Here is a 15,779-nt window from a genome sequence, read left to right on the forward strand (position 1 = left end):
CTGCCGCAGGCTGCGATCTTTTGATCTTGTTTTTTAAAAGCAACATCAAAAGATCGCAGCCTGCGGCAGCTCCTACAGAAAGCTTTCTCCGGCCTGTCCTCCCCCGCTCGCCCTCGGCCCCATGCCCCGCTATACTTCCCGGCTTTTCCTGAATAAATGCCAATAGGGTCCCGCCGCGCATGGATAAGACCTACCAGCCGCACGCCATTGAAACTTCCTGGTACAACACCTGGGAGTCCGAGAACTATTTCGCACCGCAAGGCGCGGGCGATTCCTACACCATCATGATCCCGCCGCCGAACGTCACCGGCAGCCTGCACATGGGTCACGGTTTCAACAACGCGATCATGGACGCCCTGATCCGTTTCCGCCGCATGCAGGGTCGCAACACCCTGTGGCAGCCGGGCACCGACCACGCCGGTATCGCCACGCAGATGCTGGTGGAGCGTCAACTGGAAGCCACCGGCCAGAACCGCCACGACCTGGGCCGCGAGAAATTCCTCGAGAAAGTCTGGGAGTGGAAGGATCAGTCCGGCGGCAACATCAGCCGTCAGATCCGCCGCCTCGGTTCGTCCGTGGACTGGAGCCGCGAGCGCTTCACCATGGACGACGGTCTCTCGGAAGCGGTTAAAGAAGCCTTCGTACGCCTGCACGAAGACGGCCTGATCTACCGCGGCAAGCGTCTGGTCAACTGGGACACCAAGCTGCACACGGCGATTTCCGACCTCGAAGTGGAAAACCACGACGAGAAAGGTTTCCTGTGGAACCTCAAGTACCCGCTGGCCGACGGCGCGAAAACCGCTGAAGGCAACGATTTCCTGATCGTCGCGACCACCCGTCCGGAAACCATGCTCGGCGACTCCGCCGTCGCGGTTAACCCGAACGATGAGCGCTACAAAGCCCTGATCGGCAAATTCGTCGAGCTGCCACTGGTCGGCCGCCGCATCCCGATCATCGCCGACGATTACTGCGATCCTGAATTCGGCACCGGCTGCGTGAAAATCACCCCGGCCCACGATTTCAACGACTACGAAGTCGGCAAGCGCCACAACCTGCCGCTGCTGAACATCTTCGACAAGAACGCCAACGTGCTGCCCGCAGCCCAGGTGTTCAACCTCGACGGCACGCTGAACGACAGCATCGACGGCAAGATCCCGGCCGAGTACGCCGGTCTCGAGCGTTTCGAAGCCCGCAAGCAGATCGTCGCTGCGTTCGACGCCGCTGGCCTGCTGGTCAGCGTCGATGATCACAACCTGAAAGTGCCGAAAGGCGACCGTTCCGGCACCGTCATCGAGCCGTGGCTGACCGACCAGTGGTATGTGTCGACCAAACCTCTGGCCGAGCCGGCGATTGCTGCCGTTGAAGACGGCCGTATCCAGTTCGTGCCCAAGCAATACGAAAACATGTACTTCTCGTGGATGCGCGACATCCAGGACTGGTGCATCAGCCGTCAGCTGTGGTGGGGCCACCGGATTCCGGCCTGGTACGACGAGTCGGGCAAGGTCTACGTCGGTCGCGACGAAGCCGAAGTGCGCGCCAAGCACAACCTCGGCCCGGACGTTGCACTGCAACAGGACAACGACGTGCTCGACACCTGGTTCAGCTCGGGTCTGTGGACGTTCTCCACCCTCGGCTGGCCGGAAAAGACCGAATTCCTGAAGAAATTCCACTCCACCGACGTGCTGGTCACCGGCTTCGACATCATTTTCTTCTGGGTTGCCCGGATGATCATGCTGACGATGCACCTGATCAAGAACGAGGACGGCACCCCGCAAGTACCGTTCAAGACCGTTTACGTGCACGGTCTGGTGCGTGATGGCCAGGGCCAGAAGATGTCCAAGTCCAAGGGCAACGTCCTGGATCCGCTGGACATCATCGACGGTATCGAGCTGGAAGCACTGGTGCAGAAGCGCACCTCCGGCATGATGCAGCCAAAACTGGCGAAGAAGATCGAGAAGCAGACCCGCGACGAGTTCGCCGACGGCATCGCCAGTTACGGCACCGACGCCCTGCGCTTCACCTTCTGTTCGTTGGCGTCCACCGGTCGCGACATCAAGTTCGACATGGGCCGCGTCGAAGGCTATCGCAACTTCTGCAACAAGATCTGGAACGCCGCACGCTATGTTCTGGACAAGGGTGAAGACTGCGGCCAGAACGGCGAAGCCTACGAGCTGTCGCTGGCGGATCGCTGGATCATCTCGCAACTGCAACGCACCGAAGCCGAAGTGACCCGTCAACTGGATCAGTTCCGTTTCGACCTCGCCGCGCAAGCGCTGTACGAGTTCATCTGGAACCAGTACTGCGACTGGTACCTGGAACTGTCCAAACCAGTGCTGTGGGACGAAAATGCTCCGGTCGAGCGTCAGCGCGGCACCCGTCGCACGCTGGTTCGCGTGCTGGAAGTGGCGCTGCGTCTGGCACACCCGTTCATGCCGTTCATCACTGAAGAAATCTGGCAGCGCATCGCGCCGCTGGCCGGCATTCAGGGCAAGACGATCATGCTGCAACCTTGGCCGGTGGCCAACGAGGAGCGCATCGATCCGGCGGCCGAAGACGACATCGAGTGGCTCAAGGGCCTGATGCTTGGCACGCGTAACATCCGTGGCGAAATGAACATCGGCCCGGGCAAACCGCTGCCAATCTACCTGAAGAACGTCAGCGCTGAAGACCAGCGTCGTCTGACCGAGAACGAGGCGCTGCTGAAGAAGCTGGCGCGTCTGGAATCGATCACCGTACTCGCTGCCGGCGAAGAAGCACCGCTGTCCGCCACCGCTCTGGTGGGTGAGATGGAAGTGCTGGTGCCGATGGCCGGCCTGATCGACAAGGGTGCCGAACTGGCACGTCTGGACAAGGAAATCCTGCGTCTGCAGGGCGAAGTCCAGCGGGTGGGCGGCAAGCTGTCGAACGCCGGTTTCGTCGACAAGGCCCCGGCCGAAGTCATCGAGAAGGAACGCGCCAAACTGGCCGAGGCTGAACAGGCCCTGGGCAAACTGGCCGAGCAGCACGCGCGGATTTCCAGCCTGTAAGGGCAAGCCGCAATGAAAAAGGGAGGCCAAGTGGCCTCCCTTTTTCATTCCAGAATACCAATCCCCTGTAGGAGCTGCCGCAGGGAATGGGGTTCATAGTCGCTGGATGTGGGACAATACCCGCCACTTTCAGCCATACCCGAATCGATCACACCCATGAACGCCCCCCGCACACCCAAACCTGCGCGCAAGAAGCCTGATGCCGCGACCCCGACCAAAGCCGTCGAGCCGCGTGAAAAGGCCAGCCTGCACCCGCGCAATCGCCACCAGGGTCGCTACGACTTCCCGGCGCTGATCAAGACCACGCCGGAACTGGCGAAGTTCGTGATCACCAACCCGTACGGCAAGGAAAGCATCGACTTCGCCAGCCCCGACGCGGTGCGTGTGTTCAACCGGGCGCTGCTCAAGTCCTTCTACGGCATCGAACATTGGGACATCCCGGCGGACTACCTGTGCCCACCGGTCCCGGGCCGTGCCGATTACGTGCATTTCCTTGCCGACCTGCTGGCCAGCATGAACGATGGCAAGGTGCCGCGCGGCGCGATCGTCAACGTGCTGGACATCGGCATGGGCGCCAACTGCGTTTATCCGCTGATCGGCAACAGCGAATACCGCTGGCACTTCCTCGGTTCGGAAATCGACCCGACCGCCGTGGCTGCCGCCCGAGCCATCGTCCAGTCCAACGGGCTGAACAAGGTAATCCAGCTGCGCCAGCAGGAAAACCGCAAGCACATCCTGATCGGCTTGCTCGAGCCGGGCGAGCGCTTTGACCTGACCATGTGCAACCCGCCGTTCCACGCCTCGATGGAAGAGGCGACCAAGGGCAGCGAGCGCAAATGGCGCGCACTGGGCAAAGCCGATCCGAAACGCAAACTGCCGGTGCTGAACTTCGGTGGCCAGTCCGCCGAGCTGTGGTGTGAAGGTGGCGAAGCACGTTTCGTGACCCAACTGATCGCCGAAAGCGCGAACTTCCAGCACAAGGTGCTGTGGTTCAGCACCCTGGTGTCGAAAGCCTCGAACCTGCCCGCCATCGAAACCGCCCTGAAAAAGGCCGGCGTGCTCGAAAGCCAGGTGGTGGAAATGTCGCAAGGGCAGAAACAGAGCCGCTTTGTGGCGTGGACCTTCCAGACCAAGTCCGAGCAGCAGATCTGGCGGCGCGAGCGCTGGACGCGCTGACGCCCGCGCGGCGAACCTGTAGGAGCTGCGGCACGTTCGGGCCGCGATCGGACGATCTTTTGATCCTGCTTGAAAAACAAGATCAAAGGATCGCAGCCTCGTTTCACTCGACAGCTCCTACAGAGTGGCGTAGCTCCTCGCCAAATCGCAGGCACAAAAAAACCGTGCCCGGATCACTCCGGTGCACGGTTTTTTTATCGCTGCGTCTTACTTGTTCACAGCGTCGGTCAGGCCTTTGGCCACAACCAGCTTGATCACTTTCTTGGCAGGGATTTCGATGGCAGCGCCAGTCGAAGGGTTACGGCCAGTGCGGGCAGGACGCTCGGTCACTTTCAGCTTGCCGATACCTGGCAAGGTGATTTCGCCGCCGTTTTCCAGCTGATCGGCAACGATTTGGCCCAGTTGGTCCAGAGCGTTACGCGCGGTGGTTTTCGGCGCGTCGATAGCTTCAGCGATGTCGGCGATCAGTTGGTCTTTAGTAAGAGCCATGTAGTGTTCCTTCCCTATCAAATTCATATGGATTGCAGAGTGCAGTGTCAGCCATCGAGCCCGATCTTCTGGATCTGGCACCCTCGGCGATAACCACGACGAGTCGGGTTATAGATGCCGAAATCAGGGTTTGGTTCGACCTGACAAATGCTGATTGCACGCTTAACGCAGTGACTTCGCGTAAGACCGGGCAAAACTAGCACAGAGACGGGGAAATATCCGCCTCTAGCTACCCATTTGGTCAGCTTTATTGCTCTAAATCGGTAAAAAACTGCATAAGGACGGGCGCTTGCCCCGGTTTCAGCCCTCAACCCCCTGATTACGCTGCCACGGGCCACAATTTTCCAGTCATCCCCATTCATGTAGGAGCTGCCGAAGGCTCGGGCCGCGATCGGACGATCTTTTGATCTTGTTTTTGAAAATCAAAGTCAAAAGATCGTCCGATCGCGGCCCGAGCCTTCGGCAGCTTCTACAGAGAGCCTCGAATGGAGATTGCGGTACACTGGGCGCTTTTTCGGGGGAGCGTGCCCTCCTCCCTTCCACCAGCCGAGAAGCCCATGCCGATCCGTCATTGCATCGTCCACCTGATCGACAAAAAACCCGACGGCACGCCCGCAGTTCTGCACGCCCGTGACTCCGAACTGGCTGAGTCCGCGGCCATCGAGAACATGCTCGCCGACCTCAACGAGAGCTATAACGCCAAACAGGGCAAAGCCTGGGGCCTGTTCCATCCGGAATCCGGTGCGTTCCCGTTCAGCGGCTGGCTGAAGGAATACATGGAGGGCGGCAAGGACTTCGCCGCGTTCAGCAAGGTTGCGGTGGAGCATCTGCAAAAGCTGATGGAAGAGTCGAACCTGTCGGTCGGCGGCCACGTGCTGTTCGCCCACTATCAGCAGGGCATGACCGACTATCTGGCGATCGCCCTGCTGCACCACAGTGAAGGCGTGGCGGTGACCGATGAGTTGGACGTGACCCCATCGCGTCACCTCGACCTCGGCCAACTGCACCTGGCGGCGCGGATCAACGTCTCCGAGTGGCAGAACAACAAACAGTCCAAGCAGTACATCTCGTTCATCAAGGGCAAGAACGGCAAGAAGGTTTCGGAGTACTTCCGCGACTTCATCGGTTGCCAGGAAGGCGTCGACGGCCCGGGCGAGACCCGCACCCTGCTCAAGGCCTTCAGCGACTTCGTCGAGAGCGAAGACCTGCCGGAAGACTCTGCTCGCGAGAAAACCAAGACCCTGGTCGATTACGCCAGCAGCCAGGCCAAGCTCGGCGAGCCTATGGGCCTGGAAGAGCTGTCGGAGCTGATCGACGAAGAGCGCCCGAAAGCCTTCTACGATCACATTCGCAACAAGGATTACGGCCTGTCGCCGGAGATTCCGGCAGACAAACGCACCCTCAACCAGTTCCGCCGTTTCACCGGCCGCGCCGAGGGTCTGTCGATCAGCTTTGAAGCGCACCTGCTGGGCTCGAAGATCGAGTACGACGAAGAGGCTGGCACCCTGATCATCAAGGGCCTGCCGACCTCGCTCACCGATCAGCTCAAGCGCCGCAACTGATGCTGGGCAACGTGCTGAAGAAGGTTGCGCTGGTTCTGCTGGGGTCGTGGTCTATCAGAACTGGGGCAAGGTCGAGCGGGTGTTCAACCCGTCGCAGATGGTCTCTGAGCAGGTTCGCGCCAACGCCGATGTCGTGCTGTATGCCACCGACTGGTGCGGCTACTGCAAGCAGACCAAGCGTTTTCTCGACAGCAAGGGGATTCCTTTCAAGGAATTCGACATCGAGAAGGACGCCGAGGCGCGCAAGACGTATGAGGCACTGGGTGGGCGCGGGATTCCGTTGATTGATGTTAACGGGACTTTGATTCGTGGGTTTGACCCGGACGAAATTCTCGCCGCCCTGAAATAACACACACACACCTGTGGCGAGGGAGCTTGCTCCCGCTGGGCTGCGAAGCAGCCCCCGCTTTTCCGGGCGAGAACACGTTCGCAGGTTTACGACTGCTGCGCAGTCGAGCGGGAGCAAGCTCCCTCGCCACAGGATGTTGTGTGTAACCGTTACTTGGCTTCGATGCGGAAACCGAAGCGCGGGAAGTGCACATGCACCACACCGCCACGCGGATCTTCGCGACGCAGGATCAGCTCTTCGCGGCCAGCAAACAGCAACTCGCCCACCACCGGATCAACCCCGTAATCTGTCGCGGCAATCGCCACCTGCTGCCCCGCTTTGAAGCCGTTCGGATCGACAAACTGCTCATCCGGCAGCGCCGCTGGTGTCGAACTGCGCGCGACTTCCAGCGCCTCCTCGGCAGTCATTTCGCTCGCGGCACCATGACCAAAACCCAACACGCGTCCCAGCCACGCCGTCACGGCCGGATATTCGTCCACCAGCGGTGCAGTGACGTGCGTCGCCTTGAGGAACCACAGCGGATGCGCCAGGGCGAAGTCGGCAATCGATGGCTCGCCGAACAGAAAGTCGCCCTGCTCGCGCTGCAACTGCTGCTCGAGGCGCGCCATGATCGTTGGCCATTGGTGCTTGGCCTGCTCGGCCGCCAGCCGCGTGGCGCTGCCGCCACTGAACAGACCGGCACGGTCAGCAATGAACGCCTTGATCGCTTCCGGCGGCAACTTGCCGAAACGCACCGCGACCGATTCCGGCTGGAACACCAGACTGACCGCGTGCTGGAACACCACCGAATCGGCCCATGCGGCGAAGCTGGCGCTGGTCATTTCCTGACCTTGCGGGAAAAACGCCGGCAGGGCTTTTTCCTGCTCCAGACGACGGGCGATCAACGAAGTGTCGCAATAGATGTCCGCGCCGATCTGCAATACCGGGGTCTTGCGGTAGCCACCAGTCAGCGCGGTCAGATCCGGCTTGGGCATCACCGGCGAAATGTGCACCGAGCGCCACGACAAGCCTTTGAAGCCCAACAGCAGACGAGCCTTTTCGGCAAATGGAGAGGTCGGGTAATGATGCAGAATCAACTCGGACATGCTCGGCTCCGCCGCACAGAAAGTGAGTCGGCAGCTTAGCGTGCATTTGATTGGCAGCCTACAGATCTGCCTGATGGGAACCGATCAGTCAGATTGATAAGACGCGACCAGGCATTCCTTGGCGCTCTTGCGCAGCTTCTTGATCAAGCGTTCCTGACGCAACGCGTCGCTCTTGTCGCGACAACGCTCGGTGTAGACCAGCGCCATCGCCGGGCTGGACAGGAAAAAGCGCGCGCCCTTGCCGCTCTGATGCTTGGCGAAACGGCGCACCGGGTCGTCGCTGATCCCGCAGTACAGCGAACCGTTGGCCGCGCGCACGAGGTAAACGAACCAGGACTTGCTCACTGGCTCGACAACATCAACGGTTTTTTCGCTAAGGCTGGTCACTTCGGGATCAAGGTGTTTAGGAAACAGGCCGCGATCTTATCAGCGACCGGCCTGAAATGCCTTCAGCCCTTTCAACGCCTGCGCACGGACGGCGTTGCGCACCAGCGGCGTCCAGCCCAACAGCAGGCCTTTGAAACCCAAGGCCTGACGCGACCAGCGCCAGAGGTCGAAGTGGTCGTGGTGCTCGCAGATCTTGCCGTCGCGGAACACGAAGCGCGCCTGAATATCGTTGATCACCACGTTGCCGGTCTGGCTGAACAGGTAAGTCGCCACCCAGTGCGCACCGCCGCTGCGCTCGTCGGCGCGGACATTGTCGAAGGTCAGGGAGAAGTCCTTGGCCCGAGTGGTGAGCATGCGCCACATGTCTCCGGCATCGCGCCCGCGCAACTCGCCGAAGGCCTGATCGCTGAACACCACATCGTCGGTGTAGCACGCGGCCATGGCCTCGGCGTCAAGGCGCTGAAAGGCCTGGTAAAAGCGGGTGATCAACGCGGCGTGGGCTTCGCTCATGGGCAAACTCCGGGAAATGGACAGAATGCCAGCACGATAAGCTGCAAATCGAAGAAACACTATCGGCATTCGTGCACCGAATACCCGAAGTACACAAATCCCGTAGGAGCTGCGGCACGCTGCGATCTTTTGATGTTGATCTTGAAAGTCTTAAAGATCAAAAGATCGCAGCGTGCCGCAGCGCCTACAGGTGTCAGATCTTTTCGCTCTGCACTTGCACGTACAGCGCTCGACCCGCACCCAGCCCGGCAATGATCGCACCGGTGCCAATGATGCCGAAGATCCAGCCCACGGCATTCCAGCCGCCGGTCCAGTCATGCACCACGCCGACCGCGAACGGTCCCATCGACGCCAGGGTGTAACCGAAGCCCTGGGACATGCTCGACAGGTTGGCCGCCACATGCGAATCCCGCGAGCGCAGCACGATCAAGGTCAACGCCAGACTGAACGTACCGCCCTGCCCCAGACCCAGCAGAATCGCCCAGCCCCACAGCCCTTCAATCGGCGCATACAGGCAACCGAACAGACCACCGAGGGTCAGCGCCATCACCACCACGATTGCCAGACGCTGATCCTTGCCGCGGGTCGCCAGCCACGGCGCCGCGAGGGAGCTGGCGAGCTGGATGATCACCGAACCGGACAGCACCAGACCGGCCTGAGTCGGGGTCAGCCCACGACCGATCAGAATCGACGGCAACCAGCCGAACACGATGTACGCCAGCGACGATTGCAGGCCCATGTACAAGGTCACTTGCCAGGCCAGCGGATCGCGCAGCAGACCTTTCACCCGATAGGCGACGTTGTGCGCGCCGTGTTTCTGCCCGACCTGCGGCAGCCAGAACAGCGCCGCCACCAGCGCCGGGATTACCCAGAAGCCCAGCCCCAGCGCCCAGCTGTGGTCGAAGTGCTCGCTCAACGGCACGGTCGAACCCGCTGCCATTGCCGCGCCCAGGCACAGCGCCATGGTGTAGACGCCGGTCATGGTTCCGGCGTGTCTGGCGAAGTCGCGTTTGACAATACCCGGCAGCAGCACGCCGATGATGCCGATGCTCGCGCCACCGAGGACGCTGCCGGCGAACAGGCCGATCTCACCGAAATTGCTGCGCACAATGATCCCGCCGGCCAGGGTCAGCAGAATGCCGAGCACCACCCGTTCGGCGCCGAAACGCCGCGCCAGAATCGGCGCCAGCGGCGCGAACAAACCGAGGCACAACACCGGCAGCGTGGTCAGCAGACCGGCCTGAGCGGCAGACAGGCCAAGGCTTTTCGACACTTCACTGAGCAGCGGCGCCATGCTCGACAGCGCCGGGCGCAGGTTCAGTGCGACCAGAATCAGCCCCAGCAGCAACAGCCACGGCCGGCGCACCAGCGGATGGCTTTGCTGCACTTGCTCGTCGTCGGCCTCGGCGTCGATCAGCAGCTCTTCGAGTTCTGCAGTGCGCTTGGGGGTTGAGAGGTTTTTCTCGCTTTCAAGGTTCATTGATCAACTGCCTCGATATGGCTTTGGCCCGTTCCGGGTCGCGTTGTTCGACGGCATCGAGCAACTCGATGTGCAGGTCGAACACTTCCTGACGGCGCGGGACGATGTTCAGCGTCTGGCGCAATTGCGCGCCGACGATGCTGGAGAAATAGCGATACAACTCGCTGAGGGTCGGGTTATGCGCGGCGTCCACCAGACGGCGGTGAAACACCAGATCGCAGGCAATGTAAGTGTCGAGATCGCCGTGGTAGTGGCTGCCGCTGGTGCCGAGTGCTTCGCGCAGCGCGAGCAGGTCTTCATCGGTGCGGCGCAACGCGGCCAGGCCAATCGCCTCAACTTCGAGGATGTGCCGGGTCTCGCGCGCCTGCTCCAGCGAGCAACGGGACAACGCCTTGAGCGTGTCCATCGGATCGACTACTGCGCGCAGATAACTGCCGTCGCCCTGACGGATTTCGATCAACCCGGAAAACGCCAGCACGCGCATGGCTTCGCGCACGGTGTTGCGGCTGATGCCCAGTTCGGCGCACAACTCAGGCTCGGTCGGCAGCCGTTCGCCGACCTGCCACACGCCATCGCTGATGCGCTGGCGCAACTGATCCAGGGCCTGATCGACCAGGGATCGCTTGATCAAAGGTGAGATGTCTGTCATGAAATTCGCCTTTTCATCCAATCATAGGATGAATTTCCTGACATCTTAGTCAGCTGCGGTGTCGCACACAACCCCACGCAGGAAGGAACAACCGGGACATCAATCCTACTCGTCGAGTTGTAAAAACCGCTGACAGGCGAAGTGATTTCCCACAGTCCGCAGGAATACTGCCGACATCACTTGCAGACGCTGGACTGCAGACTTTGGACATTGATCCAGGGGCGTTTTGCCCCGTCATTATCCAAAGGAAGATGCACCGCTCATGGTAGAAGTCAATTTCGGCAAGCAGCACGACCGCCCTTTTGTTCTGCAGAAAAATCGCCAATTGCTCGCAGTCCGCAGCCAAGCTGGAACGCAGTTGGCCCAAACGCTTTGCTGCGAATCTGCTCACGCAGCGCTGGAAGGTTGCGAGCTGTTGTTGCATGTCGAGGACGCTGATGTGCAGATTTTCAAACTGCCTGGGCACTCGGACGCATCGCAACGCAAGGCGCTGTTACGCGAATTGCCCGACGTGCGCTTCGCGGGCAGCGTGCTGGTGGACCCCGTCACTCAGGAGCCGGTGCTCTATACCGAAAATATCTTTTTGAAGTTCATCGACTCACTGAAAGCCACTGAGTGCATGGTCATGCTTGAAGAGCTGGGCCTGATGATCAAGCAACAAGTGCCGTATGCAAAAAATGCCTTTTTTGTCCATCACCCCGCCACCCATGGCATCGATATCTGCACCCTCACGAGTAAATGGCTGGAACGCGACGAGATCGAGTACTGCCACCCGGAGCTGCTGCGCCAGGGTCAACGCCGAGCGATCCATGCCAATCAGTGGCACCTGAAGAAAACCACCGTGACCTATCAGGTTGAAATCGATGCCAGCGCCAACGTCGAAGCCGCACATGAACTCGCGCAGGGCGAAGGCATCGTCATCGCAGTCATCGATGACGCGTTTGACATTGACCATCCCGAATTTTCCGGAGAAGGCAAAGTTGTCGGTGCAAAGAACTTTGACCGACGTAACGCCAAAGGGGGCCCGCGCCCACTGAACGCCCTGGAACGCCACGGTACAGCCGCTGCCGGGGTGGCTTGCGCCAATGGAGGGGACGGCGCCAGCGGTGTCGCCCCCAAAGCCAGCCTGATGCCGTTGAAACTCACCAAACCCTTGGGAGCCCGCGCGGAGGCCGACGCCTTTTTCTGGGCTGCCGACCAGGGAGCCGACGTCATTTCCTGCAGCTGGGGGCCGGCTGAAGGGCATTGGGCCGACCCGGCGGACCCGCGTCACACGCAAGTGTTTCCTCTGGCCGCCAGCACACGGCTGGCAATCGAATACGCCGCCACCAAGGGCCGCAATGGCAAAGGCTGTGTGATCTTCTTTGGCGCGGGAAACGGTAACGAGTGCGCCGATAACGATGGCTATTCCAGCCACCCCCATGTCATTGCGGTAGGTGCCTGCAACGATCAGAACCGGCGCAGTGCCTACAGTGATTATGGCAAGTCACTCTGGTGCTGCTTTCCCAGCGGAGATCAGCAACACCCCGACCCGAAGTTCAAGCCTGCAACCTCGATCCCGCAGACCCGGGGGATCCGCACCACTGATTTGAGCGCAAAGTTTGCCGCCGCCACATTGCCGGCCTACACCGACACCTTCAGCGGTACCTCCAGCGCCTGCCCCGGCGCCGCGGGCATCGCTGCGCTGGTGCTCGGCGTCAATCCCGAGCTTGATCGCTCTGCGGTACGCCAGATACTTGCCGATTGCTGCGACAAGATCGGCCACCCCGATGACGGGCCGCGCGGCCAGTACGACGAAAACGGCCACAGTCACTACTACGGGCACGGCCGACTCAACGCGCTGCCTGCCGTGCACCTGGCACTTGAACTCAAAACAAATGCGGGCTGATTCGCCCCCATGAAAAAAGCCCTGTCGGCATACCGGCAGGGCTTTTTGTCAGGCGAGCTTCTCAGGCAATCAATGCAGGATCTGGCTCAGGAACAACTTGGTGCGGTCATTTTGCGGGTTGTCGAAGAAGTCGTTCGGCGCCGCCTGTTCGACGATTTCGCCCTTGTCCATGAAGATCACGCGGTTGGCCACGGTGCGGGCGAAGCCCATTTCATGGGTCACGCAGAGCATGGTCATGCCGTCTTCGGCGAGGCCAATCATGGTGTCCAGCACCTCTTTCACCATCTCCGGGTCGAGCGCCGAGGTCGGTTCGTCGAACAGCATGATTTTCGGTTTCATGCACAGCGCGCGAGCAATCGCCACGCGCTGTTGCTGACCGCCGGACAGTTGCCCCGGGAATTTATGCGCCTGCTCCGGAATGCGTACGCGCTCCAGATAATGCATGGCGATTTCCTCGGCCTTGCGCTTGGGCATCTTGCGTACCCACATCGGCGCCAGCGTGCAGTTCTGCAGGATGGTCAGGTGCGGGAACAGGTTGAAGTGCTGGAACACCATGCCGACTTCGCGGCGGATCGCTTCGATCTGCTTGAGATCGTTGGTCAGCTCCACGCCGTCGACAACGATGCGGCCCTGCTGGTGTTCTTCCAGACGGTTGAGGCAGCGGATGGTGGTCGATTTGCCGGAACCCGACGGGCCACACAGGACGATACGCTCGCCTTGCTTGACGTTGAGGTTGATGTCTTTCAGCACGTGGAACTGGCCGTACCACTTGTTCACACCCTGCATCTGAATAATGCCTTCAGGGCCGACAGGCTTTTTGATTGCTTCGCTCATTTACAGAGAACTCCTAACGCTTGTGGCCAGTGTCGAGCTTGCGTTCCAGATGCATGGAATAGCGCGACATACCAAAACAGAAAATCCAGAACACCAGGGCGGCGAACACGTAGCCTTCGGTGGCCATGCCCAGCCATTTCGGGTCGGCAGCGGCTTGCTTGACGCTGTTGAGCAGGTCGAACAGGCCGATGATGATCACCAGGCTAGTGTCCTTGAACAGCGCAATGAAGGTGTTGACGATGCCCGGAATCACCAGCTTCAGGGCTTGCGGCAGAATCACCAGGCCCATCGCACGCCAGTAACCGAGGCCCATCGCCGCAGCCGCTTCGTACTGACCTTTGGGGATCGCTTGCAGACCGCCGCGCACCACTTCGGCGACGTAGGCCGACTGGAACAGGATCACCCCGATCAGCGCCCGCAGCAGTTTGTCGAAGTTCATGCCTTCGGGCAGGAACAGCGGCAGCATCACCGAGGACATGAACAGCACCGTGATCAACGGCACGCCGCGCCAGAACTCGATGAAGGTCACGCAGACAACACGAATCGCCGGCATGTTCGAGCGACGGCCCAGCGCCAGAATGATCCCCAGCGGCAAGGCGCCGGCGATACCCACGGTGGCGATGACCAGGGTCAGCATCAGACCGCCCCACTGGCTGGTCGCCACGGCGTCGAGGCCGAACACGCCACCGTGCAGCAGGCACCAGGCGACGATCGGGTAGACCACCAGGAAGCTCAGGCCGTACACCGCTTTACGCGGGAAGCGCGAGATGAACAGTGGCGCCACGCCGATCACCGCCAGCCACACGGTCAGGTCGACGCGCCAGCGCAGGCCGGTCGGATAATAGCCGTACATGAACTGGCCGAAACGCTGCTGAATGAACACCCAGCAGGCGCCGTCCTTGGTGCAGTCGCCGCGGGTGGTGCCGACCCAGTTGGCATCAAGAATCGCCCAGCTGAGGATCGGTGGTATCACCAGGTAGATCAGATAGAATGCAAACAGGGTCAGCAGGGTGTTGAGCCAGCTGGAGAACATGTTCGCGCGTATCCATGCCATCGGGCCGAAAACCTTGGCCGGCGGTGGCATGTCGGGTTTGAAAGTATGGGTTGTCATGCGCGTTTCCTCACCGCTCGATCAGCGCAATGCGCTTGTTGTACCAGTTCATCAGCAGGGAAATGCTGATACTGATCGCCAGGTACACGCTCATGGTGATGGCAATGACTTCGATCGCCTGACCGGTCTGGTTGAGCACGGTGCCGGCGAACAGCGAAACCATTTCCGGATAACCGATACCGGCGGCCAGCGACGAGTTCTTCGCCAGGTTCAGGTATTGGCTGGTCAGTGGCGGAATGATCACCCGCAGGGCTTGCGGAATGATCACCTTGCGCAGGGTCGGGCCGTTGCGCAGGCCGAGCGAACGCGCCGCTTCGGTCTGGCCATGGCTGACCGACTTGATCCCCGAGCGGACGATTTCCGCGATGAACGCTGCGGTGTACACGGTCAACGCCAGGGTCAACGCGAGCAGTTCCGGGATCAACACCCAGCCGCCGACGAAGTTGAAACCTTTGAGTTCGGGCATCTCCCAGTGCAGAGGCGCGCCGAAGATCAGTGCGCACAAGGTCGGGATCACCAGCAGAATCGCCAGCCCGGTCCAGAACTTGTGGAACGGTACGCCGGTTTCTTCAAAGCGCTTGTTGGCCCAGCGAGTCATCAGCACGATGCCGACGATCGCCACCACGATGCTGATCACGAACGCCCAGAAACCATCAGCCGCCAGCGCGGCCGGCATGTTCAGGCCACGGCTGCTGACGAAAAAGGTGTCGCCGAAGTTGTGGCTGTTGCGCGGTCCCGGCATGGTCAGGAACACCGCGAAGTACCAGAACAGGATCTGCAGCAGCGGCGGAATGTTGCGGAACACTTCCACATACACGGTCGCCAGTTTGCTGATGATCCAGTTCGGCGACAGCCGCGCCACACCGATGATGAAGCCCAGCAGAGTCGCCAGGATCACGCCGATGATGGTCACCAACAGGGTGTTGAGCAGGCCGATCACGAACACCCGAGCGTAACTGTCCGCTTCGGTGTAAGAGATCAGGTGTTGAGCGATGCCGAACCCGGCACTGCGCTCCAGAAAGTCGAAACCGGAGGTGATGCCCCGGTGCTGCAGGTTGGTCTGGGTGTTGTCGAACAGATACCAGCCCATGGCGACCACCGCCACGACGGTGATGATCTGAAACAGCCACGCACGCACTCGCGGATCGCTGAGGCTGAGCCTCTGCTTTGGTGCGCCGATTGAATTTTGCATGAAGTGCCCCGGAAAAAATGGAACAAGAACATCACCCGGCG

Annotated in this window: 13 protein-coding genes and 1 pseudogene; 5 read left to right on the forward strand and 9 right to left on the reverse strand. The window is 60.6% G+C overall.

What is annotated here, in order from left to right:
* Window positions 1-179: 179 nt before the first annotated feature.
* Window positions 180-3,026 carry a valine--tRNA ligase gene (locus tag BW33_RS23155; protein WP_007965170.1) on the forward strand — a complete coding sequence of 949 codons (2,847 nt, stop codon included), beginning with the start codon at window positions 180-182 and terminating at the stop codon, window positions 3,024-3,026.
* A gap of 156 nt (window positions 3,027-3,182) precedes the next feature.
* Complete coding sequence (rlmF, locus tag BW33_RS23160) at window positions 3,183-4,202, forward strand: 23S rRNA (adenine(1618)-N(6))-methyltransferase RlmF (RefSeq protein ID WP_047601409.1); 1,020 nt, start codon at window positions 3,183-3,185, stop codon at window positions 4,200-4,202.
* 207 nt (window positions 4,203-4,409) lie between these two features.
* On the opposite strand, the gene BW33_RS23165 is transcribed toward rlmF, so the two are convergent.
* Window positions 4,410-4,691 carry an HU family DNA-binding protein gene (locus tag BW33_RS23165; RefSeq protein ID WP_003221909.1) on the reverse strand — a complete coding sequence of 94 codons (282 nt, stop codon included), beginning with the start codon at window positions 4,689-4,691 and terminating at the stop codon, window positions 4,410-4,412.
* Between the two features lie 557 nt (window positions 4,692-5,248).
* On the opposite strand from BW33_RS23165, the gene yejK reads away from it, so the two are divergent.
* Both yejK and BW33_RS23175 read left to right on the forward strand, forming a co-directional pair.
* A complete protein-coding gene (yejK, locus tag BW33_RS23170; RefSeq protein WP_027610948.1) occupies window positions 5,249-6,253 on the forward strand; it encodes a nucleoid-associated protein YejK in 1,005 nt (334 codons plus the stop codon).
* Window positions 6,253-6,602 (forward strand): annotated as a pseudogene (locus BW33_RS23175) (glutaredoxin family protein). Before yejK ends, BW33_RS23175 begins: the two are co-directional and overlap by 1 nt.
* A 149-nt stretch (window positions 6,603-6,751) precedes the next feature.
* Here BW33_RS23175 and BW33_RS23180 read toward each other — a convergent pair.
* The 5 genes from BW33_RS23180 to BW33_RS23200 form a co-directional block, all read right to left on the reverse strand.
* Complete coding sequence (locus tag BW33_RS23180) at window positions 6,752-7,687, reverse strand: glutathione S-transferase family protein (RefSeq protein WP_047601411.1); 936 nt, start codon at window positions 7,685-7,687, stop codon at window positions 6,752-6,754.
* An 84-nt stretch (window positions 7,688-7,771) separates the two neighbouring features.
* Window positions 7,772-8,074 carry a GIY-YIG nuclease family protein gene (locus BW33_RS23185; RefSeq protein ID WP_041064772.1) on the reverse strand — a complete coding sequence of 101 codons (303 nt, stop codon included), beginning with the start codon at window positions 8,072-8,074 and terminating at the stop codon, window positions 7,772-7,774.
* 39 nt (window positions 8,075-8,113) lie between these two features.
* Window positions 8,114-8,584, reverse strand: a complete 471-nt coding sequence (locus BW33_RS23190) for a nuclear transport factor 2 family protein (RefSeq protein ID WP_047601415.1) — start codon at window positions 8,582-8,584, stop codon at window positions 8,114-8,116.
* 193 nt (window positions 8,585-8,777) lie between these two features.
* Window positions 8,778-10,064 carry a CynX/NimT family MFS transporter gene (locus BW33_RS23195; protein ID WP_047601417.1) on the reverse strand — a complete coding sequence of 429 codons (1,287 nt, stop codon included), beginning with the start codon at window positions 10,062-10,064 and terminating at the stop codon, window positions 8,778-8,780.
* Complete coding sequence (locus BW33_RS23200; RefSeq protein ID WP_047601498.1) at window positions 10,054-10,713, reverse strand: FadR/GntR family transcriptional regulator; 660 nt, start codon at window positions 10,711-10,713, stop codon at window positions 10,054-10,056. Before BW33_RS23200 ends, BW33_RS23195 begins: the two co-directional genes overlap by 11 nt.
* A gap of 262 nt (window positions 10,714-10,975) precedes the next feature.
* Between BW33_RS23200 and BW33_RS23205 the strand changes: the two genes are divergently transcribed.
* Window positions 10,976-12,601 carry a S8 family peptidase gene (locus BW33_RS23205; protein WP_047601418.1) on the forward strand — a complete coding sequence of 542 codons (1,626 nt, stop codon included), beginning with the start codon at window positions 10,976-10,978 and terminating at the stop codon, window positions 12,599-12,601.
* Between the two features lie 69 nt (window positions 12,602-12,670).
* Here the strand turns inward: BW33_RS23205 and BW33_RS23210 are convergent, their stop codons facing one another.
* Genes BW33_RS23210 through BW33_RS23220 form a run of 3 tightly spaced genes read right to left on the reverse strand, consistent with a single transcriptional unit; the run spans window position 12,671 to window position 15,738 of the window.
* Complete coding sequence (locus tag BW33_RS23210) at window positions 12,671-13,435, reverse strand: amino acid ABC transporter ATP-binding protein (protein ID WP_003221897.1); 765 nt, start codon at window positions 13,433-13,435, stop codon at window positions 12,671-12,673.
* A gap of 13 nt (window positions 13,436-13,448) precedes the next feature.
* On the reverse strand, window positions 13,449-14,546 hold the full coding sequence (locus BW33_RS23215) for an amino acid ABC transporter permease (protein WP_047601419.1): 1,098 nt from the start codon (window positions 14,544-14,546) through the stop codon (window positions 13,449-13,451).
* A 10-nt stretch (window positions 14,547-14,556) separates the two neighbouring features.
* On the reverse strand, window positions 14,557-15,738 hold the full coding sequence (locus tag BW33_RS23220; RefSeq protein ID WP_047601421.1) for an amino acid ABC transporter permease: 1,182 nt from the start codon (window positions 15,736-15,738) through the stop codon (window positions 14,557-14,559).
* Window positions 15,739-15,779: the final 41 nt, after the last annotated feature.

It is taken from the genome of Pseudomonas sp. RIT288 (assembly GCF_000631985.1).
GTDB lineage: Bacteria > Pseudomonadota > Gammaproteobacteria > Pseudomonadales > Pseudomonadaceae > Aquipseudomonas.